The organism is Comamonas jiangduensis (assembly GCF_030162955.1).
GTDB classification, from domain to species: Bacteria; Pseudomonadota; Gammaproteobacteria; order Burkholderiales; family Burkholderiaceae_C; genus Comamonas; species Comamonas jiangduensis.
The window spans coordinates 29,435-54,473 of sequence record NZ_JARXOV010000020.1 but is presented as its reverse complement, the minus strand read 5'-3'; the positions used below and the strand labels follow the sequence as shown (position 1 = coordinate 54,473).

The 25,039-nt window shown below is 60.2% G+C and carries 19 protein-coding genes; 6 read left to right on the top strand and 13 right to left on the bottom strand.

From position 1 onward, the window contains the following. Positions 1–261: 261 nt before the first annotated feature. Positions 262–1,953 carry a long-chain fatty acid--CoA ligase gene (locus QEP12_RS14665; RefSeq protein WP_219164778.1) on the bottom strand — a complete coding sequence of 564 codons (1,692 nt, stop codon included), beginning with the start codon at positions 1,951–1,953 and terminating at the stop codon, positions 262–264. 230 nt (positions 1,954–2,183) lie between these two features. On the opposite strand from QEP12_RS14665, the gene QEP12_RS14660 reads away from it, so the two are divergent. Next, the gene (locus QEP12_RS14660) at positions 2,184–2,381 is read left to right on the top strand and encodes a hypothetical protein (RefSeq protein WP_284214709.1); all 198 of its coding nucleotides are present in this window, start codon (positions 2,184–2,186) and stop codon (positions 2,379–2,381) included. Positions 2,382–2,737: 356 nt separating this feature from the next. Beyond that, a complete protein-coding gene (locus QEP12_RS14655) occupies positions 2,738–3,643 on the top strand; it encodes an SDR family oxidoreductase (RefSeq protein ID WP_431308094.1) in 906 nt (301 codons plus the stop codon). A 143-nt stretch (positions 3,644–3,786) separates the two neighbouring features. On the opposite strand, the gene QEP12_RS14650 is transcribed toward QEP12_RS14655, so the two are convergent. Then, positions 3,787–5,211: an MBL fold metallo-hydrolase RNA specificity domain-containing protein gene (locus QEP12_RS14650; RefSeq protein ID WP_284214708.1), complete on the bottom strand. Its 1,425-nt coding sequence runs from the start codon at positions 5,209–5,211 to the stop codon at positions 3,787–3,789. A 275-nt stretch (positions 5,212–5,486) separates the two neighbouring features. Between QEP12_RS14650 and QEP12_RS14645 the strand changes: the two genes are divergently transcribed. Continuing rightward, positions 5,487–6,656, top strand: coding sequence for an HD-GYP domain-containing protein (locus tag QEP12_RS14645; protein ID WP_284214707.1), 1,170 nt, complete (start codon positions 5,487–5,489; stop codon positions 6,654–6,656). A gap of 11 nt (positions 6,657–6,667) precedes the next feature. Then, positions 6,668–8,341: a methyl-accepting chemotaxis protein gene (locus QEP12_RS14640; protein WP_284214706.1), complete on the top strand. Its 1,674-nt coding sequence runs from the start codon at positions 6,668–6,670 to the stop codon at positions 8,339–8,341. Between the two features lie 61 nt (positions 8,342–8,402). Here QEP12_RS14640 and panC read toward each other — a convergent pair whose 3' ends face one another. The 8 genes from panC to QEP12_RS14600 all read right to left on the bottom strand — a co-directional run bounded on the left by panC (position 8,403) and on the right by QEP12_RS14600 (position 18,009). Further along, entirely contained in the window at positions 8,403–9,248 is an 846-nt protein-coding gene (gene panC, locus QEP12_RS14635; RefSeq protein ID WP_274754629.1) for a pantoate--beta-alanine ligase, read from the bottom strand. Between the two features lie 85 nt (positions 9,249–9,333). Further along, the gene (panB, locus tag QEP12_RS14630; protein WP_274754617.1) at positions 9,334–10,230 is read right to left on the bottom strand and encodes a 3-methyl-2-oxobutanoate hydroxymethyltransferase; all 897 of its coding nucleotides are present in this window, start codon (positions 10,228–10,230) and stop codon (positions 9,334–9,336) included. A gap of 137 nt (positions 10,231–10,367) precedes the next feature. Then, a complete protein-coding gene (panD, locus tag QEP12_RS14625; RefSeq protein WP_284214705.1) occupies positions 10,368–10,748 on the bottom strand; it encodes an aspartate 1-decarboxylase in 381 nt (126 codons plus the stop codon). 225 nt (positions 10,749–10,973) lie between these two features. Continuing rightward, a complete protein-coding gene (locus QEP12_RS14620) occupies positions 10,974–11,477 on the bottom strand; it encodes a hypothetical protein (protein ID WP_174863619.1) in 504 nt (167 codons plus the stop codon). 85 nt (positions 11,478–11,562) lie between these two features. Next, positions 11,563–15,615, bottom strand: a complete 4,053-nt coding sequence (gene hrpA, locus QEP12_RS14615) for an ATP-dependent RNA helicase HrpA (protein ID WP_284214704.1) — start codon at positions 15,613–15,615, stop codon at positions 11,563–11,565. 117 nt (positions 15,616–15,732) lie between these two features. Continuing rightward, positions 15,733–16,089 (bottom strand): hypothetical protein, encoded by a 357-nt coding sequence (locus tag QEP12_RS14610; protein ID WP_284214703.1) that lies wholly within the window; start codon positions 16,087–16,089, stop codon positions 15,733–15,735. A gap of 214 nt (positions 16,090–16,303) precedes the next feature. After that, positions 16,304–17,314: a c-type cytochrome gene (locus tag QEP12_RS14605; protein ID WP_370893926.1), complete on the bottom strand. Its 1,011-nt coding sequence runs from the start codon at positions 17,312–17,314 to the stop codon at positions 16,304–16,306. A 23-nt stretch (positions 17,315–17,337) separates the two neighbouring features. After that, on the bottom strand, positions 17,338–18,009 hold the full coding sequence (locus tag QEP12_RS14600; protein WP_284214702.1) for a c-type cytochrome: 672 nt from the start codon (positions 18,007–18,009) through the stop codon (positions 17,338–17,340). Positions 18,010–18,449: 440 nt separating this feature from the next. On the opposite strand from QEP12_RS14600, the gene QEP12_RS14595 reads away from it, so the two are divergent. After that, positions 18,450–19,481, top strand: coding sequence for a metallophosphoesterase (locus QEP12_RS14595; RefSeq protein WP_284214701.1), 1,032 nt, complete (start codon positions 18,450–18,452; stop codon positions 19,479–19,481). 114 nt (positions 19,482–19,595) lie between these two features. Here QEP12_RS14595 and QEP12_RS14590 read toward each other — a convergent pair whose 3' ends face one another. Continuing rightward, complete coding sequence (locus QEP12_RS14590; protein WP_284214700.1) at positions 19,596–21,743, bottom strand: FUSC family protein; 2,148 nt, start codon at positions 21,741–21,743, stop codon at positions 19,596–19,598. Next, a complete protein-coding gene (locus QEP12_RS14585) occupies positions 21,740–22,249 on the bottom strand; it encodes a MarR family winged helix-turn-helix transcriptional regulator (RefSeq protein ID WP_174863461.1) in 510 nt (169 codons plus the stop codon). The genes QEP12_RS14590 and QEP12_RS14585 overlap by 4 nt, the downstream gene beginning before the upstream one ends. Positions 22,250–22,395: 146 nt before the next feature. Here QEP12_RS14585 and QEP12_RS14580 point away from each other — a divergent pair, with 146 nt between their 5' ends. Further along, complete coding sequence (locus tag QEP12_RS14580; RefSeq protein ID WP_284214699.1) at positions 22,396–23,361, top strand: alpha/beta fold hydrolase; 966 nt, start codon at positions 22,396–22,398, stop codon at positions 23,359–23,361. A gap of 87 nt (positions 23,362–23,448) precedes the next feature. On the opposite strand, the gene QEP12_RS14575 is transcribed toward QEP12_RS14580, so the two are convergent. Further along, complete coding sequence (locus QEP12_RS14575; protein WP_284214698.1) at positions 23,449–25,032, bottom strand: PhnE/PtxC family ABC transporter permease; 1,584 nt, start codon at positions 25,030–25,032, stop codon at positions 23,449–23,451. Positions 25,033–25,039: the final 7 nt, after the last annotated feature.

Here is a 25,039-nt window from a genome sequence, read left to right as displayed (position 1 = left end):
AGCAGGCCCTTCGAAGTTGGTGCGCACGCCCTGCCTACAATCTTGATCAAATCCTGCCTAAACGCTTATCCATTAATCGCTGATAGCTATCAAAATAGCAGGAAATCACCAGACGCCGCAGGCAAGACTGACTCACGACACGACCCAGCAAGGGTGCATCAAAGGTGGTGAAGCAGCGCGAAACAGCCAGCGCGGGGATCGCAGCCCGCAACCACTGGCTGCGCCCCCCACGTTGGGCGTGCGGGGCCGTGTGAGCGGCGTTTAAGCGGGCGTGGCCTCTGCTTCTTGCAGCAAGCGCCACATCACTTTGCCGCTGCCGCTTTTGGGCAAGGCGTCCACAAACGACACCAAACGCGGCACTTTGTAGGCCGCCATGTTCTCACGGCACCAGGCCATGATGTCTTCTGCCGAGACTTGCCCCTTGTACGCCTCGCGCAACACCACCACGGCTTTGACGGTCTCGCCGCGGTACGCGTCTTTGGCCGAAATGATGCAGGCCTCTTGAATGGCCGGGTGGCGGAACATCAGTGCCTCCACCTCTGCAGGCCAGACCTTGAAGCCGCTGGCATTGATCATGCGTTTGAGGCGGTCGGTGATGAAGAAATAGCCATCTTCATCCATGCGCCCCAGGTCACCCGTGCGGAAAAAGCGTTTGCCATCCAGCTCCACAAACACCGCGCGGGTGGCGGCCTCGTTGCGCCAGTAACCGCTGAACACCTGGGGGCCACTGACCACGATTTCGCCCTGCTCGCCCACGGGCAGCTCTTGCAGCGTATCGGGGTCGACCACGCGCGCGTCGGTGCTGATGAAGGGAATGCCTAAGCACTGCTGCTTGGCATTTTCTGGGGGGTTGTTGTGCGAAGGGGCGGCGGTTTCCGTCAGCCCGTAGCCTTCCTGATAGCGCAGGCCATAGGCCTCATACAAACGCTGGGCCACCGCCTGTGGCATGGCCGCACCGCCGCCGCCGATATAGGTCAGGCTGCTGAGGTCAAACTGCTGGAAGTTAGGGCTGGCAAACAAGTCAATCACCATGGTGGGAATGTTCGTCCAGTTCGTGACCTTGTACTGCGAGATCAAACGCCCTGCCAGCTCACGATCCCAGCGCGGCATCAGCACCATGGTGGCGCCCACGTAAATGCTGCAGTGCATTACCGACACCATGCCCGTGATGTGGAACATGGGAATCACCGTCAGCGTGACGTTCTCGCTGGTGGCACTGCCCCACACGGCCGAGGCTATGGCGTTGAACATGATGCTGGCATGCGTGTGCATGCAGCCTTTGGGCAAGCCCGTGGTGCCGCTGGTGTAGGGCAGTACACTCAAATCCTGCGGCCCCACCGCCAGCGCAGGCGCGGCAGCGGTGCAGGCCAGCGCCTGCTTCCAGCTCACGACCTCGCCTGCGTTCAAGGTCAGCGCTGGGCGCTCCATGGTCAGCCACGCCTGCCACACCTCAGGCACAAACTCGCGCTGGTTTTCAGGCGGCAGGTATTCGCCCACTTGTGTCACCACTACCTGCTGCAAGCCCTGGCCCGCAGGCAAGGCATTGCTGGCTTTGACCAACTCTGCGCCCAGGTCTGCCGTGGTGATGGCCACCTTGACATCGCCATCGGTGATGTAGTGCTCCAGCTCCTGCGCCAGATTCATCGGGTTCACCGGCACCACCACCGCATTCGCCCGCAAGATGGCAAAGTGCGCCATCACCAACTGGGGCAGGTTCTGCATCAGCAAAATCACCCGATCGCCCTTGCGCACGCCCGATGCATGCAAGTGCGCAGCCAGCCGCTCAGCGCCCTGCGCCAGCTCACGGTAGCTGGTGACATTGCCAAAAAACAGCAAGGCCGCTTTGTCAGGGTAGCGGCGCGCACTGGTCTCTAAGTTGTCCCACAGCGAAGTTGCAGGCACCGTCAAAGTATGGGGAACACGACGGGGCCAGTGGTTGAAGTGCGAGCGCATAAAAGCCATTCCATCTCAGGTTGTGAATGCCTTAAAACTATCGCCTTCCCCCCGTGCTGCCATTCGGGAAGCCCCCCACACGGGGTCACGTGCGCGACCAATTTTTCGTTTCGCCACGCAGAACCACCCCGTGAAAAAATGGCGGTGAAGCCGCCGCCAGCGCGCCGTTCTTTAAATCGTCACAGTCTGCAAGCACGATGCGCTATCCAAGTTGAAGCACGGAGCACGCCATGCTGACAAACAGCGCACAAGCCTCTCATTTCTGGATGGCGTCATTGCTGTGCATTACCGACCTCATGCCTGCGCCACCTGAATTCGCCCCGCAACCCCGCCTGCGGCCACAAGATGAAAGCGTCACGTGGCGGGCCAGCTACCCGGTCTGGGGCAGCATCTTGCTCCATATGCCTTGGCTGCTTTCCGCTTGCTAGCCGCAGCTGCTGTCCAACGCTATCACCCCCTGCATCTGGTGCCTGCATCTGGTGCCTGCATCTGGTGCCTGCATCTGGTGCCTGCATCTGGTGCCTGCATCTGGTGCCTGCATCTGGTGCCTGCATCTGGTGCCTGCATCTGGTGCCTGCATCTGGCGCCTGCATCTGGCGCCAGCATGACCATGGCCTGTTTGCGCTGCAGTGTGGGAATAGCAGCGCAGCGGGCAATCTACCCTCCCCCGCCGCGGCTGCAGAAACAGGTGCTCTCCTACCTGCGTGGTAAACATTTGCCCCCAAGACGGAGGGCACCACGTGGCAAAACTGGCGCGACTATCACCCCGCCCCGAGGAGCGCACATGGCACCCCCAACCGCAGCACCCGCCCAGATTGCGCCTGCCACCCCAAAAAAATCTGCACGCGCGGCCGCTGCGCAAAGCCATGCACTGCCCAGTAGCACCACGCCGGGGCAAGAATATTTGATGGGCTGCAAGCCGCTGTTTGCTGCCCCCCACTACCGGGGCAGCGGCAAGCTGCAAGGGCTGACGGCACTGATCACCGGCGGTGACTCCGGCATTGGCCGCGCCGTGGCCGTGCTGTTTGCCCGCGAAGGGGCCCATGTTGCGATTGCCTATCTGAACGAACACAAAGACGCCAAAGCCACTTGCCAGCATGTGCAAGCTGAAGGGGGCACATGCATCTTGCTGCCCGGTGACCTACGCGACCCAGCTTACTGCACACAGGCGGTGCGCAAGGTGGTCAAAAAATTTGGGACGCTCAATATTTTGGTCAACAACGCGGCATGCCTTGTACAGGCAGAAAGCCTGGAGCAGCTTGATGATGCCAATCTGGCGGCCACGTTCCAGACCAATATTTACGGCTACATCCACATGGCCCGCGCCGCCTTGCCGCATATGCAGCGCGGGGACTGCATCATCAACACGGGCTCTGCGGTCGGCATCAGCGGCTGCCCCTATTCCATGGACTACGCCGCCAGCAAAGGCGCGGTGCATGCATTTACCCAATCGCTGGCGCTGAACGTGGCCGAACGCGGCATTCGCGTCAACGCCGTGGCGCCCGGGCCGGTCTGGACTGCGCTGACCCCGGGCAACAGCAGCGAAGATGATTTCGCCAACTTTGGCGCTGACACCGCGTTAGGCCGCGTGGCCCAACCCGAAGACATTGCCCCGGCCTATGTGTTTTTGGCGGCCCCCGCTTGCGCCAGCTGCATCACAGGGCTGGTGATGCCAGTTTCAGCCAGCTAAGGCTGCACCCCGCTACCTGGCCTGCGCTGCGTGGACCAGCAGACAGTTGTACAAAAAGAGGAGCTATCAGCGCTTATCAATACTTACTTTCAGAGAGAAAACAATCTGAATTCAAGCATATATAAGCGCCAACAGCTCTTTTTTTATGAGCCGTTTGCAGACAACCCTTGCAGCACAAAGCGCTCGCCCAGCGTTGGTACCGTGACCGTATGGCCATGCTGGCTGCGCAACTCCTTGGCCAAGGCCTGCGCGGCCTGCGGTTCGCCATGCACCACATAGGTGTGGCGCGGCGCAGGCTGGAAGGCACCGGCCCAGTCCAGCAAGGCCTTTTGGTCGGCATGCGCAGAAAAACCGCCCAGTGTATGCACCGATGCACGCACATCAATTTGCTCACCGAACATGCGCACCTGCTTGACGCCGTCCACCAGCCTGCGCCCCAGCGAGCCATAGGACTGGAAGCCACAGATCACCACCGCGCACTCTGGGCGGCCAATGTTGTTGCGCAAATGGTGCAGCACACGACCGGCATCGCACATACCGCTGGCAGAGATGATGACGGCGCCACTCTTGATACGGTTGAGCTTGATGGATTCCTCCACATCCTGAATGAAGTGCACATGCTGCACATCGGGCAACTGGCGTGCCGTGCCCATGAGCTGCTTGGCCTCTTCATCAAAGACGGCAAAGTGGTGCATGGTGATTTCCGTGGCCGCCACGGCCATGGGGGAATCAACAAAAATTTCCACCGGCGGCAAGCGCCCTTGCTGCATCAAATCAATGAAGTGATAGAGCAGCTCTTGCGTGCGCCCCACAGCAAAAGCGGGAATCACCACATTACCGTGCGGCACCGTGCGGGTCACGATGTCCACCAGTTCATTGAGCGTGCTGGCATTGTCCTTGTGCAGGCGGTCGCCGTAGGTGGACTCAATCAGCAGCACATCGGCTTCTTGCACTGGCGTAGGGTCGCGCAAAATCACGCGCCCGGGCTGCCCCAAGTCACCACTGCTGACCAGTTTCTGCGTACGACCATGGGCGTCGCGCAGCCACAACTCCACAATGGCTGAGCCCAAGATATGGCCCGCATCCTGAAAGCGCACCTGGACACTGGGGTGCACTTCAAACTTCTTGCCATACGGCTTGGCTTTGACCAACTCCAGCGTTCGCGCCACATGCGCCAGCGAGTACAGCGGCGGCAGCACATCACGCTCGTGTTTTTTACCCTCTCGCTTGCGTCTGGCGGCACGCTCGGCATCCATGATTTGGATGTGCGCGCTGTCTTTGAGCAGCACTTCCAGCAAGTCTTGCGTGGCCAGCGTGGTGTAAATCGGCCCCTTGAACCCTTGGGCCACCAGCTTGGGCAACAGCCCGCTGTGGTCAATGTGTGCGTGGGTCAGCACCACAAAGTCGATGCTTGATACATCAAAAGCGAACGCATTTTCATTGTGGGCATCGGCCTCTTGCCCACCTTGCGCCATACCGCAGTCCAGCAAAAAGCTGCAACCGTGCGCCTCAATCAGAAAACAAGAACCTGTGACAGCTTGTGCTGCACCATAAAAGCTGATGTGCATAAAACGTAGGCCATAAAGCGCGAAAGAGCGATGCACACAATCTAACAGTTACCGCCCCATAGGCGCACCAAGAATGGCCCCCCCAGACAAAGCACTTAACACACATCAAGACATCGAGCCCCTGCTGCACTCAAAGCATGGTCTGCGCAATACGTCAAAACGCTGGAGCACTGCCTGCATTTGACCCTCGTCATTCATGGTGTTACAAATTGTTAAGAAGTCACACAATTGGTTTAGAACTCGGCTTTTGATTTTTATCCGCCTCAAAGCCCCGAATGCGCCGAGTTCTGCTCAGTGAGTTACTGCTTGACAAACCATTGCCGTGGTCGCTCTACGACGAGCACGGCAATCTACTGCTGCGAGAAGGTTACGTCATCAGCATCCCCCGCCACCTGGATTCGCTCCTCAAACGTGGTGCCTACATCCAAACTACCCCGATTGCATCGGCGTTCATCGAGCCACAGAGCAGCACCAGCGCGCAAACCCAGTTTGCCTTCCGGGCCAGCAGCCTGCCTTCGGTGCAACCCGTGTTTGGCCGTGCAGAGGCCTTGGCCCAAACCCTCAAGCGCCTGCACCAGCATCTGCAAGCGCATACTTTGCAAGCCGCGCTGCGCGACATCGTGCGCAGCTTGGCCCACTCGGTGATGCAAGCCTGTGCCGATGATGCAGATGCCTTGCTGGCGGCATTCCACCTTGACAGGCAGTCCCCTTACATCGTCATCCAACAGTTGCTGGGATGCGCACTCACAGAAATCGCCGCACGCGACATGGGGCTGGACGCACCTACCCGCCTGTCGCTGGCCTGCGCCAGCTTGACGCGCGATATCGCACTGCTGCCCTGGCAGGCCCAGCTCGACATGCAAACCCATCGTTTGGATGCCAACCAGAACGCCTTGATACGTGTACACCCCATCCGCTCTGCAGAAATTTTGCAGGAAAACGGTGTGGATGACCCGCTGTGGCTGGAGTTGGTGCGCCAGCACCACGAGCGCCTGGATGGCACCGGCTATCCCCATGGAATAAGCGGTGACGCCATGCTGCCGGGCGCCCGCTTGCTGGCGATTGCCGACTCTTATGCCGCCATGGTCACACCCCGGCCCAACCGCGAAGGCCGCCTGCCCAAAGATGCACTCAAGGCGCTGTACTTGCAACGCGCCAGCTTGTATGACGAAGCGCTGCTGCGCCTGTCCGTCGGCGCACTGACCACATTGCCACCGGGCACGATGGTGCGTCTGGCCAACGATGAATTGGCCGTCGTTCGCTCACGCCCCAAGAAGGGCGAACCCATGGAGTTGTGGGCGCTCTACAGCCAAAACGGCATGCCCATCATGACGCCGCAACGCCGCGATGCCAGCACCCCTGCACACGCCATAACCGACGTCCTGCGCATCGAAGACTGCCGCTCGGCAGCCTTGGTGATGAAACGTTTTTGGACCCATTCCTAAACCACGCAAGCATGAAGAAAAACCTCCCTGTCACCACCCAGCAAGTGGACATTGCGCCGGACATCACCTTGGTTTCCAAAACCGACCTCAAAGGCATCATCACCTATGCCAATGAAGCCTTTATCAACGTCAGTGGTTTTGCACTGGAAGCGTTGCAAGGCCACAGCCACAACATCGTGCGCCACCCCGACATGCCGCCGGCAGTGTTTGAGGGCATGTGGAAAGTGCTGCACAGCGGCAAACCTTGGCAGGGCTTGGTCAAAAACCGTTGCAAAAACGGTGATTTTTATTGGGTAGACGCTTGCGTGGTGCCCGTTCGGCGCAATGAACAAACGATTGGCTATATGTCGGTGCGCAAACGCGCCGAGCCTGCAGCCATAGCCCACGCGCAGACCCTCTACCAACAAATTACCCTCAACGGCATGCCCCCCACATGGAAGCTACCGCCATGGCTGGGCATACGCTTTGGCATGCGCGCTGGCACCATCTTTGTGGCCTTGCTCATGCTGGCAGGCGGCGCTTTGGGCATTGGCGGACTGAAGCTGGCAGACGCAGCCTTTGCGCGGATGTACCACCAGCAATTTGAGCCGGCCATCGCCGTGGGACAAATTGAGGCACGGCTGAGCACCATCCGCGCCAGCGTGCTGGAAGTGCAGCAGGAGCGCCAGACCGACACCTCAGCGGCGCAACAGGCTTTTGCCCATGTGCAGCAGCTGCAAAACTATTACGAAGACATTGCGGACCTGTTCAGCACGCTCAACCGCGCCATGCCCGCAACATCCGCTGCAACCCAGTCTTTGACCCAGGCCTTGCAGCACTACACCGACGAAAGCCAGGCCCTGATTGCCACCCAGTCCAAAGCCCCCAAGGACAGCACTACCCTCCCCTTGGCCGTGCAGCAACAACTGTTGGCACTGGAACACAACGCCAGCTTGGCGGCCCAAGCCCTGCGCCAATCCTTGGCGGATGCGGCCCAGCAAGAATTCACACAAACGCTGGAGCGCAATGCGCGCATTCGCAGCTTTGCCCTATTCGGCATCATTGCGGGCTTGTTGATGGTGGCGGCTGTGGGTCACTTGTTCATTCGCGGCATTGTGAACCCGCTCAATGCATCCATCCGCCGCCTCAACCGCATTGCGGAAGGTGATCTGCAAGGTGCCATCAACCTCTCTGGCACAGGTGAGACCGCCCAACTCAACCATGCAGCCACCGTCATGCAGCTGCACCTGAAAGTGATGCTGGACGAAATTGCGCTGGCCGCCCGCCGCATTCACCGCCACTGCCAAACGCTGAACGCCGCGCTGTATGAAGTGACCGAGCATTCCGAAGCCCAGCACGATCAGGTGTATTCGGCCATTCGGTCGCTGGATGCAGCGGTCTCCGAAACCAGCGACCTCAGCACCCGCGCAGAGCGCTTGCTGGCGCTGGCCAGCCAGCAGCACAGCGCGCTGGCGGGCGAAACCCGTGAGCTGGCCACTGCCACACGGCTGACCGCATTTGGCGCTGAAGAGGCTGCAGACTCCATGCGGCAGGTGGCAGCGCTGATTGTGGAAAACCGTGGCGAGGCACAGCAAGCCTGGCGCGCCTCCGAAGAGCTCATGCACACCGCCCGGGAGCTCAATCAACTGGTGGCCTTTTTTGAGCCCCAACAACACACGGCGCCAGACAGCACCCCAGCCACCTAAAAACAGTGCCTCTTTGGCCATCCACTGGCCAAAGGGGCACCGAGGTGACACGGGTCGCGCCCTAAAACTCCAGGTTATCAATCAAGCGCGTGCCCCCCAGGCGCGCCGCGCCCAGGGCAACCAAGGGTGCTTGGCGCGCATGGTCTACCGGGCATTGCAGATCATGGCGCTGGCGGACCGTGAGGTAATCGGGCTGCCAGCCTTGCGCGCTGAGTTGTGCCATGGCTTGCGCCTCGAGCTGCGCCAGCGGCACCGCGCCCTCGCGCACTTGGTGGGCCAGCCACTGCAACTGTTGCGACAAGGCACGTGCTTGTGTGCGCTGCTCAGCGCTCAAATACGCGTTGCGCGAACTCAGGGCCAAACCATCGGCCGCGCGCTCCGTCTCCAAACCGATGATGGAGATGGGCAATGCAAACTGCTGCACCATGTGCCGAATCACCAGCAGCTGCTGATAATCTTTTTTGCCAAATACCGCCACGCCACCGCCGGTGCTGCCAAACACACAGGCAAACAGCTTCATCACCACGGTGCACACGCCGGTGAAAAAACCTGGGCGAAATTGCCCTTCCAAAATATCTGCCAAGGCCGCGTCCGGCTGCACCTTGTAGGTCTGGGGCTGGGGGTACAAATCTTGTTCTTTGGGTGCAAATACGATGTTGCACCCCTGTGCCTCTAATTGCTCGCAATCGGCTTGCAGCGTGCGCGGGTAGCTATCAAAATCTTCGTGCGGCAAAAACTGCAGGCGGTTCACAAAAATACTGGCGACCGTGGTGTCCGCATGGCGGCGCGCCTCGCGCACCAACGCCAAATGTCCGGCGTGCAAATTGCCCATGGTGGGCACAAAGGCCGGGCGCCCACGCCCAGCCAAAGCATGGCGCAAGTCTTCGATGGTGTGAACGATTTGCATGGTCTGTCTCCCTGTGTTTTGCTGGCCGCCGGGCCAGTCATCGTTTAGCAGATACGCACCGAGCGCACCCTTGGTGTGCCTGGACTTACCAAGCGTGCACGCCGTTATCGGGGAACGTGCCGTCCTTGACGGCTTGCACATACGTCTGCATGGCACCTTTGACGCTGCCCGCATCGGCCATAAAGTTGCGCACAAACTTGGGCATCTTGCCCAAATTCATACCCAGCATGTCGTGCAGCACCAGCACCTGGCCTGCAGTACCGTTGCCTGCGCCAATGCCAATCGTGTGGCAGTGCTGTAAATCCTGCGTGATGCTGGCCGCCAAGGCGGCTGGCACCATCTCCAGCACCAGCATGGCAGCGCCGGCCTCTTGCAGCTCTTTGGATTGCAGGCGCAGCAACTGTGCCTCGGCCTCTTCGCGGCCCTGTACGCGGTAGCCGCCCAAGGCATACACCGTTTGCGGGGTCAACCCCAGGTGGGCGCACACGGGCACGCCACGCGCCACCAAAAACTCCACCGTCTTGGCCGTCCAGCCACCGCCCTCCAGCTTCACCATGTGCGCGCCCGCCTGCATCAGCGCACAGGCGTTGCGCATGGCTTGCTCGGGGCTTTCGGCATAGCTGCCGTAAGGCATATCGGCCACCACCCAGATCGTGCCTTGGCTGCGGTGAATGCCGCGTGCCACGCTGGCCGTGTGATAGAGCATGTCGGTCATCGACACGCCCACCGTGCTGCGCCGGCCCTGGCAAACCATGCCCAGCGAGTCGCCCACCAGCACACAGTCCACCCCGGCAGCATCGGCCACGGCGGCAAACGTGGCGTCATAGGCCGTGAGCATGGTAATTTTTTCACCCTGGGCGCGCATATGCGCCAAGCGCGGCAGGCTGACGGGTTTGCGCCCGGGCATGGGAGATGCGGGCGGCAAAGTTCCGTAGGGCGTACCTGAGGGGGCCGCAGTGTCTGTTGGGTGCGTAGAAGTCATGGCAGCAATCACCGTGGACGCAGACGGCTGGACTGGGGGGGTGGTGCAACTTGCCAGCCGCAGCCTGGTCTGCAAAACCAATAAATACCCATGCGCCACAACGGCATGGGCGGCAAAAAATAGGGCGACAGCCCAGATTACAACGTTTGCAGCGGAACCTTGTGGCGCAACTCTGTTTGGCGATTGTGTTCATCCACAAACACCAGTTGCGGCAGATGTTCTGGGACATCGCTTTCATGCACCTGTGCAAAAGCCGCAATGATGAGCAAATCGCCCACCGCAGCACGGCGCGCCGCCGAGCCATTCACCGAAATCATGCCGCTGCCGCGCTGGCCCTTGATGGCATAGGTGACAAAGCGCTCACCATTGTCGATGTTCCAGATGTGGATTTGCTCGTTCTCGGCAATATTGGCGGTATCCAGCAGATCTTCATCGATTGCGCAGGAGCCCTCGTAGTGCAGCTCACACTGCGTGGTCTTGACCCGGTGAATCTTGGATTTCAAAAGCGTGCGGAACATGGTATCTCCCTGTGTATTTATAGCGCCATGGCACGCTGCAGTGGGTAACCAAGCACCCACTTGCACCGCCCCCTTGTTTCGCCGGGCGCATTGTGCCCGTACCCGATCGAAGGCTCAACCACTCAATACATAGGGTCATCCAATGGTGCTTGACGGAGCCACCTCCGCACGCAATTCGGTGGTAGCGACTGCGCCAAGGCATGCCGACCACCGCCAGGCAAGCGCTTACAAGCCCAGGTCTTGGGCCGCAGCTTTGAGTTCTGCCAGCTGAAACTCCTGCACGGTGTGCTTGGAAGCAATGCTGCGGTTGTCAGGCCCGGGCACCAGCAGCCAGGCGGTTCCGCCCTCTTCCACCGGGTGAGGCATGGCAAACATCAAGAACTCGCAGTCAATCGCCCAGACATCGTCCACCTCCATCGCTTGGCATTCGGCAGGAATGTGCATGAACGTCACCTGGTGCGAGACGGCGCGCAAAAAGTCATCGTCTTGCGCTTGATCGGCATCGGCCGCACCTTGCACAGGGTCGACATGGCGCACCAGCGGGGTGCTGCTGAAGGCGTTGTGCTCCCACTCCTCGTGCTCGCGCTGGAACATCAACGTGGCACGGCCCGTGAAGGCAAAGCCCGAGGGGGCGTCACCGATGCGGTAGGCGCGCGCTGCGGCCACGGCCTGGGCATAGCTGTCGTTGTCGATGGCGACCACGCGCAGGTCTTGGGTGATATCGGTCATACAAAATTCCTGAAAGAAAGCCCGGCCTGTTGCCAATGCCGGGCTGTGGTGATGCTTGGGACGCAGGTGGCGCCACAAGCAGTTTTTACTGTTGCAGCTGCGCCCACACCTTGTCCAGGCGCTTGCTGCTCACCGGGTACGGCGTGCGCAGCTCTTGGGCAAAAAAGCTCACGCGCAGCTCTTCCAGCATCCAGCGGTACTCTTGCATGCGCGCATCGACCTGGCCCTTGCGCTCGGCCACCAGGCGCCAGTAGCGCTGCTCCAGCGGCTGCAGCTCTTTGTACTTGGCGGCATCGCGTGCCGGGTCGGCGCGGTATTTGTCCAGGCGAATGGTGATGGCCTTCAGATAGCGTGCGTAATGGCCCAGTTGCGCCCAGGGGGCGACGGCGATGAAGTTCTTAGGCATCAGCTTTTGTAGCTGCTCGCCCGCGTCCTTCGTGGCTTCCGGCGCATTTTTGGTATCCTTGATCTTGCGCGCCGCAGTGGCGTACTCGGTCAAGATCACACCCGCCATGCGCGCCACTTCGTTGGCGATCAATGTCAAGCGGCCCCTGCCATCTTGCACACGCTGCTTGAAATCCGCCTCGTTGGCGGGCAACGGCTCTTGCAGGAATGCACGGTCAATGGCTACATCAATGATCTGCTGGCGCAGCTCTTCCTGCGTGCCCAACGGCATGTAAGCCACGGCCATCTTCTGCAGGTCGGGGATGTTCTTTTCCAGGTACTTGAGCGCGTCCTTGATCTGCAGCGCAAACAGGCGGCGCAGGCCAACACGGTGCTTGGCGGCAGCCACTTCGGGCTCGTCAAACACTTCGATGCCGACTTCCGTGCCGTGGTCGATCAATGCCGGAAAGCCAATCAGCGTGGTGCTGCCCTTGCTGATTTCCATCAGCTCGGGCAGCTCGCCAAAGCTCCAGGCCGTGTAGCGCTGCTCGGCCTTTTGGGCAGGCGCGGCCTTGGCGGCAGACTTCTCGTTTTTAGGAGCTACTGGCGCTTTACCAGACTGCGCTGGAGGCTGATTTTGCTGAGATTTTGCAGCAGACTGCGTGGCTTCATCAAGCTTGAGCGAAGCCAGCGCCTGGAACGCCCCGCGCGCCTTGGCGCCCCACTCGGCCTTGAGGGCGGCCAGATTGCGGCCTTGGCCCAGCTGGCGGCCATGCTCGTCAATCACGCGGAAGTTCATGAACAGGTGCGGGCTGAGCATGTCCAGCTTGAAGTCCGCGCGCTTCACGTCCAGCGAGGTTTCATCACGCACCTGTTTGAGCAGCACGTCAATCAACCCGCCCTTGGCCCAGCGTTCCGACTGCGTAAACAGCTCCGCCAAGCGTGCAGCACTTTCTGGCAGCGGCACAAAGCGGCTGCGCGGGCGCTGTGGCAGGCTCTTGAGCAAGGCTTGGATTTTGTCTTTGAGCATGCCGGGCACCAGCCATTCCGCGCGCTCTTCACTCACCTGGTTCAGCACAAACAGCGGCACCGTCACCGTCACGCCATCGCGCGCGTCGCCGGGGCTGTGCAAATACGCTGCGCTGCAGTCCACGCCACCCAGCTTGACCAGCTTGGGGAAGTTGTCGGTGGTAATGCCGGCCGCCTCATGGCGCATCAGCTCGTCTTTGGACAGGCGCAGCAACTCGGCCTGGCCCTTGCTGGCGGCGCGGAACCATTTGTCAAACGTGGCGCCGCTGTAGATGCCCTTGGGAATGTGCTGCTCGTAGAAGGCGTAGATCAGCTCGTCGTCCACCAGCACGTCTTGGCGGCGAGACTTGTGTTCCAAATCCTCAATCTTGCGCACCATCTTCTGGTTGCTGGGCAAGAAGTGCCACTGCGTGTCCCACTGCCCCTCCACCAGCGCCTGGCGAATGAACATGCGGCGCGCCTCATCCGGGTCCACGCGGCCATAGCTCACGCTGCGGCCGTTGTAGACCACCAGCCCGTAGAGCGTGGCGCGCTCCTGCGCCACCACATCGGCCTGTTTTTTGGACCAGTGCGGGTCTAGCAGCTGTTTTTTCAGCAAATGCGCACCAACCTCTTCCAGCCACTGCGGCTCAATCGCCGCAATGCCTCGGCCGTACAGGCGCGAGGTTTCTACCAGCTCCGCCGCCACAATCCAGCGCCCGGGCTTTTTAGACAGGTGCGCACCGGGGTGGGGGTGGAACTTGATGCCGCGTGCGCCCAAGTACGCATCGCTTTCTTCGCCCTTGTAGCCAATATTGCCCAACAAGCCGGACAGCATGGACAGGTGCACCGCGTCATAACCCGCAGCTTCGTTGTTGATGAGCCACTTGTGCTCTTTCACCACGGTGAGCAACTGGCTGTGAATGTCACGCCACTCGCGCACACGGCGGATGTTGATGAAGTTCTGGCGCAGCAACTGCTCCCACTGGCGGTTGCTGAGTTTGTGGGTGGCTTCTTCGACCGTTTCGGAGGGATTAAACAGCGCCAAACGCTCCTCCACCGTGCCTTCGACTTGCGCACCGCTGGCGCGCTGGCTCACGGGCAGAAAAGCTTGGTTGCGTGCGCTGGGCTTGGCGACAGGCTTGTTTTGCGCGGCCATCTCGGCCCGCGTTTTGGCCACCACCTTGCCACCGCGTGCGTCCATCAGCCATTTCCACAGACGCAGATAGCCGGTGAACTCGCTCTTTTCGTCGTCAAACTTGGCATGCTGCTGGTCGGCCTGCTGTTGCGCTTCCAAAGGTCGGTCGCGCACGTCTTGCACGCTGAGCGCCGAGGCAATGATCAGCACCTCCGCCAGCGCTCCGCGTTCGCGCGCTTCCACAATCATGCGGCCCACGCGCGGGTCCAGCGGCAGGCGCGACAGCTCTTTGCCCATGTGCAGCAAGTTGCCGCGCTCGTCCACCGCACCCAACTCGGCCAGCAGCTGGTAGCCGTCGGCAATGGCGCGGCCCGAGGGGGCTTCAAGGAACGGAAAGTTCACCACATCGCCCAGGCCCAGCGCCTTCATGCGCAAGATCACACCAGCGAGCGAGCTGCGCAGGATTTCCGGGTCGGTAAACGGCGGGCGGCTGGCAAAGTCGGCCTCGTCATACAGGCGAATGCAGATACCGTTGGCCACTCGGCCACAGCGACCTGCGCGCTGGTTGGCGGCGGCCTGGCTGATGGGTTCGACCAGCAACTGCTCCACCTTGCTACGGAAGGAATAGCGCTTAACGCGCGCTGTGCCTGCATCAATCACGTATCGGATGCCAGGCACCGTGAGCGAGGTTTCCGCCACGTTGGTGGCCAGCACAATGCGGCGGCCGGTGTGGCCGTCAAAAATGCGGTCCTGCTCGGCCTGCGACAGGCGCGAGAACAGCGGCAGCACCTCGGCACTGCGCAAGGCAGGCTGGTGCTGCAGGTGTTTGCGCAGGTGGTCGGCGGCTTCGCGGATTTCGCGCTCGCCGGGCAAGAAAATCAGAATGTCGCCGCCCGTGGCACCGCCGCTCCACAACTCATCGACGGCATCGGCCATCGCGTCGTTCAAGTCGTAGTCCTTCTTTTCCTCGAACGGGCGGTAGCGCATCTCCACCGGATAGGTACGGCCCGACACCATGATGACCGGCGCCGGGCCCTTGGGCCCTTCAAAGTGCTTGGCAAAGCGATCAGCATCGATCGTCGCCGAAGTCACTACGACTTTAAGATCAGGCCGTTTGGGCAAGATCTGGCGGATATAGCCCAGCAAGAAGTCGATGTTCAGGCTGCGCTCGTGCGCCTCGTCGATGATCAGCGTGTCATAAGCCTTGAGCAGCGGGTCGGTCTGCGTTTCGGCCAGCAAGATACCGTCGGTCATCAGCTTGACCGAGGCATTCTTTTGCAGCGTGTCCTGAAAACGCACTTTGTAGCCGACCAGTTCACCCAACGGCGAGTTCAGCTCTTCGGCAATGCGTTTGGCCACTGAGCTTGCCGCAATACGGCGCGGCTGGGTGTGGCCGATGAGGTGGCCGCGTACATTGCCGTTGGCATCTGGCACGGCATTGACCTTGCCCCGCCCCAGCGCCAAGGCAATTTTGGGCAGCTGGGTAGTTTTGCCCGAGCCCGTTTCGCCGCAGACGATGATGACTTGGTGCTTGTCCATCGCCTCCATGATTTCTTCACGGCGGGCAGATACGGGCAGGGACTCGGGGAACGTGATCTTCAAAGGCATAAGGGGCGCAATTATCCCCGCAGCGCCCCAACTGCGCTGCGGACAGGTTTAGCGCGGGGACGAAAAAAAATCCCCGCAGCCACCACTGCGAGGATCTGATGATCTTCGTTCAGAGCATCAATCTTTCTTGGTGTCTACATAACCCACGCCTGCACCAAAATTCATGCCCTTCCGGGCGAAGGAGTAACCCACATCGGCGCCCACGTACACATTGTTCTCACCCAAGTAGGCCACGCCCACATTGGGGCGAAAGCCGCGGTCGCTGAACGAGTAGTCCACCCCCAAATATCCGGCAGCTTTTTTCTCTTTGTCTGTGGAGAACATCTTGATGCCTAAAGCGGGGCCTGCACTGGGCTTAGGCCCCCCGAAAGTCCACGTCAGGCCTGCACCCCAGCCCACATCCGCCATGGCTGCTGTCGACAGCGTCAATGCAGTCAACGCAGCGCCTGTGGTTGCTAGAAATTTTGTTCGCATTCCAAATGCCTCCTGAGTTCAGTTTGCCGCACCCCCATGGTCAGCATTGACTCATTTTCAGGAGCGCCAAGGCCATACCCTGTCAGACAGCGCCTTCGATACATACTGATAAATTTGCTCGCTCCCAACGCATGCATAGCAAGCACCCGCACACAAAAAAGCGCACAGGCGATGCGCCTGTGCGCTTTGTACTGCGGCCCTCAAAAGCGGGGCGTTAAACGCCCTTACCGAGCATCTTGCCGTTGACTTCTACGCCATACAGCGAATTGGGCGAGTTGTGGAAGATTTCACGGGTCTTGGCAATATCGCCGTTGAAGCGTGGATCTTGCGGGCGCTCAAAGCTGTTGATATAGGTGGCGGCTTCCCAAGCTTCTTGATCCGTCAAATCGTTGTGCAGGCCGTAAGGCATGTTGGACTTGATGAAGCTGGCGGCCTTATCGATTTCGTGCATACCAGCGCCCCAGTTGTAAGACTCTTTGCCCCACAGTGCTGGGAACACTGTCACACCATCTTTTTTCTGACCTTGGCCGTTATCACCATGGCACAGGGCACATTTGGCTTCATAGACCTTCTGGCCAGCAGCAAACGTGGGGGCCACCTCAGGCTTTGGCACCTTCTTGAAGCCGGCACCCGGCAGCTTCTCGCCTGTTGGTGCCTTTTGTGCCAGCCAGTAGGAATAGGCTTCAATCGCCACCAGAATGTCGTGACCATCATCCGGCGCCTTGCCGTTCATGGAGTACATGAAGCAGCCGCGCACACGCTCGGCAAAGGTATCGACGTGGTCGGTTTTTTTACGGTAAGCAGGGTACATGGGGTAAGCACCCCACATGGGCGCTGCATTGTTCAAGCGCCCCGCATCCAGGTGGCAATTGGCGCAGCTGAGTGGATTGCCCGAGAAGCCTTTGGCATTTTCTGGAGTGCGCAGGAAGATGGCTTCACCACGCTGGATCCACTCACCCATTTTGGTATCTGGAATGTCTTGCGCGCCGGGCACGCTGTAAGCCACTGACTGCATGCCACCGCCTGCAGCCAAAGCTGCTGCTTGTGCCAGCTTGGCCTGTTGGGCCGCTTCTGCTGCGGCTGCGCGCTGCGCGCGCGGTGTATCGGGGATGCTGTAAAAAATACCACCGAGGGCAGCCACCAAAGGAATGGCACAGAAAGCCACGGCGAGTGCTGTTCCTACTTTGGCACTGAAAGCGGGCGTAGTCTTACCCTTGTCGGAAATAATATCCATGTCCGGTCACTTCCTTAGTTCGATGCTGGCTTGGCACCTTGGTGCAGTTGCTGGTAGTAATCAGCCACGTCCTGCACGTCTTGATCCGTCAACTTCTGGGCAATGCTGCCCATCAGCCCCAGCGGCCCGGCATCACGCTCTTGCTTTCGCCATGCAGCCATTTGCGTTTGCATGTATTTGGCATCCAGATGACCAATTGCGGGGAAGTCCGTACCTACGCCGGTACCGCCAGGCCCGTGGCACTTGGCACAGGCAGGAATACCATCGGCCCAGCGTCCGCGCTCTACCAGCCAGGCGCCGTTGCTGTCTTTGGACTTGGGCAACGCCCCCACTTTGCTCTCAATAGGCAGCTTCAAGCTGGCGTAGTAAGCCGCCACATCGGCTTTTTCTTGATCAGTCAACGCACGCGCGACGGGCGCCATCGTTACGGCCTTGCGTTTGCCTGCAGCCAGGGTATGCAACTGGCGCTCCAGGTAACCTGCTGACTGGCCAGCCAACGGCGGAAACCCAGGCCCGCCCTCGCCTTGGCTACCGTGGCAAGAAACGCAGGCAGGCGCACCTTGCGCGCCACCGTTCGCAGCGATGTTGGCACCCGCCTTGACATCAGCCGCCCACAACGGGAAATGGCTGGCTAAAAGCAAAGCAAGGCATGCCAAGCCTTGAGAAGAGGCCTTGGATACAGGCATAAAAGTTGAAGGTAAAAATTAGAAGCTAGAGTGGCCAGCCACTTCCGAAGACCGAAGAACAGCAGGCCGTGCGAGCGTGTGGCCTTACAAACAGAAGGCGTATGACACACATTGATTCGAAAGAGGATAAAAAAACAAAATTAAGAGAAGATTAAGAATTGATGCAACACAAACCATCGTCAATGCATGTCAATCAATAACTTTTGATTGATCTATCACACACCCTCAGCACTCGTTTGCAACATTTGGCGCTCAATCGCCTCCTAGGCTGAGCCGTTTTACCCTCTCCGACTCCCGTGATTTTTTACGCTGTTTTGATTGCTCCCATAGCAGCCCTTTGGCTGTGGGCACCACTTTTTCGCCAGCATCGCCGCGCCTATGCTAGTTGCGCACTGGTCACGGCACTGCTGATCGCAGCGCCCGCTTTACTGATTTACGCCATGCGCAGCGACAGCATGGACTTTGGCCTGCTCTCCCGCTTGCAGTTGTTCAGCGGCGGAATGCTGGCCACGATTGGCATGGGCCTGGTCTTTGCCTTGGTACGAGATCTCTTATGGCTGCTGGCTCGCCTGATGCGCAGTACACAAGCTGCCTGCTGGATTGCACGCCCGCGCTGGACGGCCGGGTTCCTGGCGATGGCTCTGCTACTCAACGGCTATGGTCTGACCCAAGGCACACAGCTGCCTGCTGTTCATGAACATGAAGTGACACTTCCACGCCTGCCTCCAGCACTGGATGGGCTGCGCATCGGCGTGATGGCTGACATTCACGCCACCCCCGTTAACAACGCTGTTTACGTACAGGGTTTGGTCGATCGTTTGAATGCGGCCCAACCCGACATGGTGCTACTGCCGGGCGACCTCATCGACGGTGACGCACCGAGCCAATGGGGAAATATCGCTCCGCTGGCCCATCTCCAGGCGCCACTGGGTGTGTGGTCTGCCCCTGGCAACCATGAGTACTACAGCGGCTACAACGCATGGGCCAAAGTGTTCAACCGCTTGAACTTGAATTACTTGGCCAACCAGGCTCAGGTATTGCACGTACGCGGCCACACACTGGCCATTTCTGGAGTGGGTGATCCTGCATATGGGCGCCTGTCCACACACAATACCGACCCCAGCGTTCCCGAAGGAGTTCCTCCAGACATACACGCTGTAGCCTCACAAATTCAAGCCGAAGGTGGTGCGGATATTCACATCTTGCTGGGGCATCAACCCAAGATGGCACGCAGCTATGCTCCACACGGCGTAGACCTGCAAGTGGCTGGCCATACGCACGGGGGGCACATTGTGGGCATGGATCGCTGGCTGGTCGCGCCTGCGAACGATGGCTTCGTACGTGGGCTGTATGACGTGGGTACGATGCGCTTGTTTGTAAGCGCAGGCGCCGGACTGTGGCCCGGCTTTGCAGTGCGCTTAGGCGTTCCACCATCGATTGATGTACTGGTACTGCGCGCCCCGCAGCTCTAAGCGTCTGGCTATTCCAACAAAAACCGGCCTCGCCAGAACCGGTTTTTACAGCAGAAACTAGATAGGCACATCGCTTAGCCGCTTAGCCGCTTAGCCGCTTAGCCGCTTAACCGCTTAACGCAAAGCTTGTCGCACGCCATCCAAAACAGGAAGGTCCCGCTGCGCGATACCCTGCACCTGCACTGCCAACACGGCTGGTAGAACAGGCTGCTGGGCCAAACTGGCCCAAGCAGCCCGTGCTTTGCGACTTGCCACATCACCTGGCTGCGCCTTCCCCCAAGCCACGGTGCGTTGCAGCGCCAATTGCGCCAAACGCTCCGTTCGGCGCAATGCCGGGGTGGCAAAAATAGTCTCCCTGCGCCATTGCTGCAGCTGCAACATGGCGGTTTGCATTGCGCGAAGCGACAGCCCCATCCGGGGCAATTGGGCGCGCTCTGGCAACTGTGTTTTATCCGCCCAACGCACCAGGCGGAGCAATCGATGGTGCAGTTGTGCCTGCCACCAATTGGTGGCAGCAACAGACACTGCCAACCCGCGCGAAGGCTTGGCCTCTTCCTGCAGGCGGTGCGCCATCGCAGGCACCTCCTGCACCATCATGCGCGCCAAGGTTTGCATACGCCGCTGCGCATTGGTGGGGTAGACCCAGCGGTACACCACCCATGCCAGGGCTGGACCAGAAACCACCGCCAGCGCCATGCTCAGATGTTGCCCCAAGCTGGCAGTATCGGGGAACACTGGTGCCAGCAAGATAAACATGGCCATATTGATATCCATCGCGCCAGCCGCTGTGCGTTTATGTGCAAACAGCAAGCCGCCCATCAGCGCAAACGGCAGCACCATCCACACCATTTGCCCGGCTGACTGTGCCCACGGCCAGATCAACGCCTGACACAGCAGCGCAAGGCCCGCCCCAATCAGCTGGCCGCGCAGCACAAAAGCCATGGTTCGCCCAGGGCTCTCCAAGGCAGAGAACACCAGCAACATGACCGACAGCCCGAGCATGCCAAACGCCACAATGCTCGCTTGGGTCCATGCCCACACAATGCCAAAAATCAGCAAGGTGCCCCCAGCACGCACCGCGGCTTCGCGGGCACCCACCCAGTCTCGATGCAGTGGCAATCGCTCACTACTACGAGGGCGCCAACTGGAGCGGGTGCGCCCCTGCAAATCCAGTTCTTCAGCACGCAGGCCTTGGCGCATTTCCTGCAGCAACCTGTACAGCGCCTGCACTACCGGTGGCACCTGTTTGGCTTGCGACTGCACACCTGCTACCGCATCTTCACAGGCGCCAATCGCCTGGCGCAATGCACGGTGCACGTCCAGAGCATGACCCTCCTGCTGCTGTGGGGGCGCTTGCAATGCGGCAACCAACTGCTCCAGCGCTTGTGCCAGCGGTGCATATGGCGGTTGTGGCGCCTCTTTCACCTCTTGTTCCAGTGCGTTGGAAGCCTCCGCAGGCGCTTGCATCTGCCGGGCCTGACTTTCCAGCCCCAAAAAGTACACCAGCTCTAGCGCATGGTGCTGCTGCCAATGCATGGCTTGGGATGTATTGCGCGCAGTGCGAGAGCCTTCTGGGTAGAGCTCCAGCAACTCCTCCACCTGTGCCAAGCGGCTCAACAGTTGCGCGTAGTCACCACCTGCTGGCATGGGTTGCTGGCGCAGATCAGCCGCAGTCGCTTGCAGCACACCCGCCAGTGCTGCACGGCTTTGGGCAATGAGGAGGGTAGCTTTGCGGCGTGGCGCAAAACACCAGGAGACACACAAAGCGGCAGCCACCCCCGTGACCACGGTGAACATGCGATCCCAAGCCAAAGGCCAAATGCTGTCGGCAGGGCCATGGTGCAGAAGCACCACCATGGCCGCCGAATAACCCGCCAGCATGCAGCCATACACCATATAGCCGCGCTGCAAATTACCCAAGAACGCACACAACGCGCCCCACAAGGCCAAACCAATCGCCAGCACCCACAGCGACTCCTGCGCCACCAGCACCAAAGCAATGGCAAACACCACCCCTACGACCGAGCCAGAAAAACGATAGATCCCGCGCGACAGCAAGTGCTCACGCATGGGCTGGCTGGAGGCCCAGGCAGACATTGCAGCCCAGTGCGGATGCTCCAGCCCGATCACATAGGCAATCCACAACGCAACGAATGCTGCCAAGGCTGTGCGCAGTGCAAATGCCAGTACCGGCACGTGAAACCCCATGGCCCCACCCGCGCGCTGCCACCAGCTTGGCACCGCCTCTTCCGCTGTACTCATACGCTGGCCTTGTCTTGGGTCTGAATACACGCCAGCCGCTCGTGCAATTGCTGCATGCCTTCACGCAAAGTGCTGATAGTGCGGGCATCCATGCCGGCCAACACCTGCGCTTCAACTTGGTACAACTTGCCCCGTACATCGGCGACCACCGCCAATCCTTGCTCCGTCAACCGCAGTGACTTGCTGCGCCGATCACTGGCATCGGTTTCGCGCACCACCAAACCACGCGACTCCAGCAAGTCGACCACGCGCACCAAGGTCGAACTGTCTAAACCTACACGCTGTGCCAGTTGCTTGAGGGTCAGCGCCTGGTCTGCCGCATGCAGGTGAAACAGCGGCACCCATGTGGTATCCGTCAGCCCCAAGTCGGCCAGCCGCCCATCCACCACACTACGCCACGTGCGGCTCACCCGCATCAGCAGGTGCCCAAAAAACAAAGCATCGGGCAGCGTCTTCTCAAAAGCAGGTGGTAATTCAGTAGTCTCAGGAGTTTTCTTGTGGGTCATGAATAGACTGCCAAAGCAAATGGTTTGCAATGCAAATCATTTTAGTGACAAACCAAATACCCTCATCGCACCACGGCCACCCTCATACTCAACACTAGGCGCTCATCGCTACACTGCACCCTTGGCTGCGCCGTAGACACCTTTTTATGCAACACCGCTTTCCCTCCGCCGATCCTGACCTCGACCAATTTGCCGATCTCCCCAACGGCATACGCATTTGCTTTCGCAGCTATGGCCAGAATCACCACCCTGCAGTCGTATTAGTGGCGGGTTTAGGGTTGCAGCAAGTATCTTGGCCGCTGGATTTGATTGACGGCCTCACCGCTGCGGGGCTGCGCGTTATCACCTTGGACAACCGCGACATTGGGCGCAGCACACACCTGCACCACCAACTCCCCCCGCCACGCTGGCGTTTGCTGTGCGGCGTACTCCCCACTGGCCACTACCGCCTGGATGCCATGGCCCAAGACGTTGCACTGCTGCTGGGGCACTTGCATGTCCCCCAGGCCCACGTTGTCGGCATGTCCATGGGCGGCATGATTGCCCAGTCGCTGGCGGCGCTTTACCCCGCCAAAGTGCGCTCACTCACGTCTATCTTCTCCACCACAGGCAACAAGCGCGTAGGGCAACCCGCAGGCTCTACCGTGTTGCGCATGCTGTTGAGCAAACCCGCCTGGACGTTGCCCGCCGCACAAGACAAATACGTCAAATTCATGCGCCACATCGGCAACCCCAAAGTGCCAGGCATTGAAGACGCATGGCGCAACTACATAGCTTTGGCATGGCAGCGCACCACACCCGAACAGGCCATTCCCGGTTATGAACGCCAAGTCACTGCCATCGTGGCTTCTGGCGACCGCTCAGCGCAACTCTACAAAATTGACACCCCCACACTGGTGATCCATGGGGACAAAGACCGTATTGTTCACCCCAGCGGCGGCGCAGCCACCGCGCGCTCCATTGGTGGCGCGCAGTTCCATACGCTGCAAGGCATGCGCCACCAAATTGATGAGGTGGTCACGCCCTATTTGCTGCGAGTGATCGTGCCCCATATACAGACGGCACAAACCTTTGCAGATGCTGAGGCACCCGCCTCGCAAGCTGCCGCCTAAAACCACACAGCGCATGCAGCGCACCCATAAAAAAAGGCGCCCTGCAGCGCCTTTTTTATCGTTCAACGCGGCCTACCACCAGCATCCCTAGCGCATCGCACGGCGCAGCCACGCACTGGCTTGGTCCACCGCAATCGACAGCAGCAGCATGGCAATGATGACCGTGCTGGCCTCTGCATAGTGAAACAGCGAGAGCTTGAAATACAGCAGCTGGCCCAGCCCGCCCGCCCCTACAAAGCCCAGGATGGCTGCCATGCGAATGTTCATCTCCCAGCGGTACAGCGTATAGGCCAGCAACTGTGGCGCAGCGCCGGGCAAGGTGCCGTACAAAAATGCCAGCGCACGCGCGCTGCCCGAGCGGCGCAGGGCCTGCGCAGGCGCAACGGGCGCATTCTCTAGTGCCTCCGCATACAAACGGCCCAGCACGCCTGCCGTGTGCAACGCCAGCGCCAAAGCCCCTGCAAACGGCCCCAGCCCCACGGCCAACGCCGTGATGGTGGCCCACACCAGCTCAGGCACCGAGCGCAGCACGTTCAGCACCACATTCCACGGCGCACGGAACTTGGGCAGCGCCAGCACCATGCCCGCAACCGCGGCCAGCAGCGTGCCCACCACGGAAATCGCCAAAGTTTCCCAAATCCCCACTGCCACCGCCCACAACCACGCACGGCTGGTGTCCGGAGGGAAAAACCCGGTCACAAAGTCAGCCATGGCTGAAGCTGCATCGCCCGTGAACAAGGCCCACAACTCCATATCCAGCAACTGCCAGCTGGCCACCACCCCCGCCAGCAATGCCACCAGCACCGCCATGCTGCGCACGCCCCAGGCACTGGCCCGGGCTGCCGGCGTGACATCCAGCGCGCGGCGCAGCGCGTTGGACAAGGCATCGGCCAGCAGCACCAGCGCCATAAAAACCAGCAAGATGGAGCAGGCCTCGCCGCCATTGAGCATCTTCATGGCCTGATCCATGAGCTGCCCCAGCCCCCCTGCCCCGACAAAGCCCATCACCACGGAGGCACGAATCGCGCATTCCCAGCGGTACACGGTGTACGACACCAGCTCTTTCGAAGCCAACGGCAACAAACCATACAGCAGCGCCACCGCACGTGGACTGCCCGTGCGCAGCAAAGCACGTGCGGCAGTGCCGTCTTCGCTTTCCAGAATTTCGGCATAGACCTTGCCCAGCATGCCGCCGTAGGTCAGCCCCAGCGCCAGCACCCCGGCAGCAGGGCCCAGCCCAAATACGCGCACAAACACCAGCGCCCACACCAGCTCGGGAATACCGCGCAGCACGGTGAGCACACCACGCGCCAGCGGGTTTTGCGTAGCCTTTTCGCGTGCAGCGCTGCTGGCCCAGTACGACAGCGGCACAGCCAGCACAAAAGCCAGCAGCAAGCCCATCGTGGCAATGGCCAAGGTCTCCAGCGTGGCTTGCCAGAGGTAGCCGCCAAACTCTGCACTGGTTTCTGGCGGTACAAAGCCTGCCAAAAAACCACCAATCACGTGCAGATTGTTCGCATCCAGCAAAGACGACAGTTGAAAGCCCGCGCCCTGAAACAACGGCCACAGCACCACCAGCGCAATGATCGCACCCCACAAACGGCGTGGCCCAGCCGGGTCACGCAAGGCGCCAATGCCAGCTACAGCGACGGCATCGTCAGCCCTCATCATGCGGCGC

Bases quoted from the DNA above. Each gene is read 5' to 3' on its own strand.
- QEP12_RS14620 (WP_174863619.1), bottom strand. From the start codon at position 11,477: ATGACCGATATCACCCAAGACCTGCGCGTGGTCGCCATCGACAACGAC.
- QEP12_RS14655 (WP_431308094.1), top strand. From the start codon at position 2,738: ATGGCACCCCCAACCGCAGCACCCGCCCAGATTGCGCCTGCCACCCCA.
- QEP12_RS14640 (WP_284214706.1), top strand. From the start codon at position 6,668: ATGAAGAAAAACCTCCCTGTCACCACCCAGCAAGTGGACATTGCGCCG.
- hrpA (WP_284214704.1), bottom strand. From the start codon at position 15,615: ATGCCTTTGAAGATCACGTTCCCCGAGTCCCTGCCCGTATCTGCCCGC.
- QEP12_RS14590 (WP_284214700.1), bottom strand. From the start codon at position 21,743: ATGAGTACAGCGGAAGAGGCGGTGCCAAGCTGGTGGCAGCGCGCGGGT.
- QEP12_RS14665 (WP_219164778.1), bottom strand. From the start codon at position 1,953: ATGCGCTCGCACTTCAACCACTGGCCCCGTCGTGTTCCCCATACTTTG.
- panC (WP_274754629.1), bottom strand. From the start codon at position 9,248: ATGCAAATCGTTCACACCATCGAAGACTTGCGCCATGCTTTGGCTGGG.
- panB (WP_274754617.1), bottom strand. From the start codon at position 10,230: ATGACTTCTACGCACCCAACAGACACTGCGGCCCCCTCAGGTACGCCC.
- QEP12_RS14595 (WP_284214701.1), top strand. From the start codon at position 18,450: ATGCGCAGCGACAGCATGGACTTTGGCCTGCTCTCCCGCTTGCAGTTG.
- QEP12_RS14580 (WP_284214699.1), top strand. From the start codon at position 22,396: ATGCAACACCGCTTTCCCTCCGCCGATCCTGACCTCGACCAATTTGCC.
- QEP12_RS14575 (WP_284214698.1), bottom strand. From the start codon at position 25,032: ATGATGAGGGCTGACGATGCCGTCGCTGTAGCTGGCATTGGCGCCTTG.
- QEP12_RS14585 (WP_174863461.1), bottom strand. From the start codon at position 22,249: ATGACCCACAAGAAAACTCCTGAGACTACTGAATTACCACCTGCTTTT.
- QEP12_RS14660 (WP_284214709.1), top strand. From the start codon at position 2,184: ATGCTGACAAACAGCGCACAAGCCTCTCATTTCTGGATGGCGTCATTG.
- QEP12_RS14600 (WP_284214702.1), bottom strand. From the start codon at position 18,009: ATGCCTGTATCCAAGGCCTCTTCTCAAGGCTTGGCATGCCTTGCTTTG.
- panD (WP_284214705.1), bottom strand. From the start codon at position 10,748: ATGTTCCGCACGCTTTTGAAATCCAAGATTCACCGGGTCAAGACCACG.
- QEP12_RS14645 (WP_284214707.1), top strand. From the start codon at position 5,487: ATGCGCCGAGTTCTGCTCAGTGAGTTACTGCTTGACAAACCATTGCCG.
- QEP12_RS14650 (WP_284214708.1), bottom strand. From the start codon at position 5,211: ATGCACATCAGCTTTTATGGTGCAGCACAAGCTGTCACAGGTTCTTGT.
- QEP12_RS14610 (WP_284214703.1), bottom strand. From the start codon at position 16,089: ATGCGAACAAAATTTCTAGCAACCACAGGCGCTGCGTTGACTGCATTG.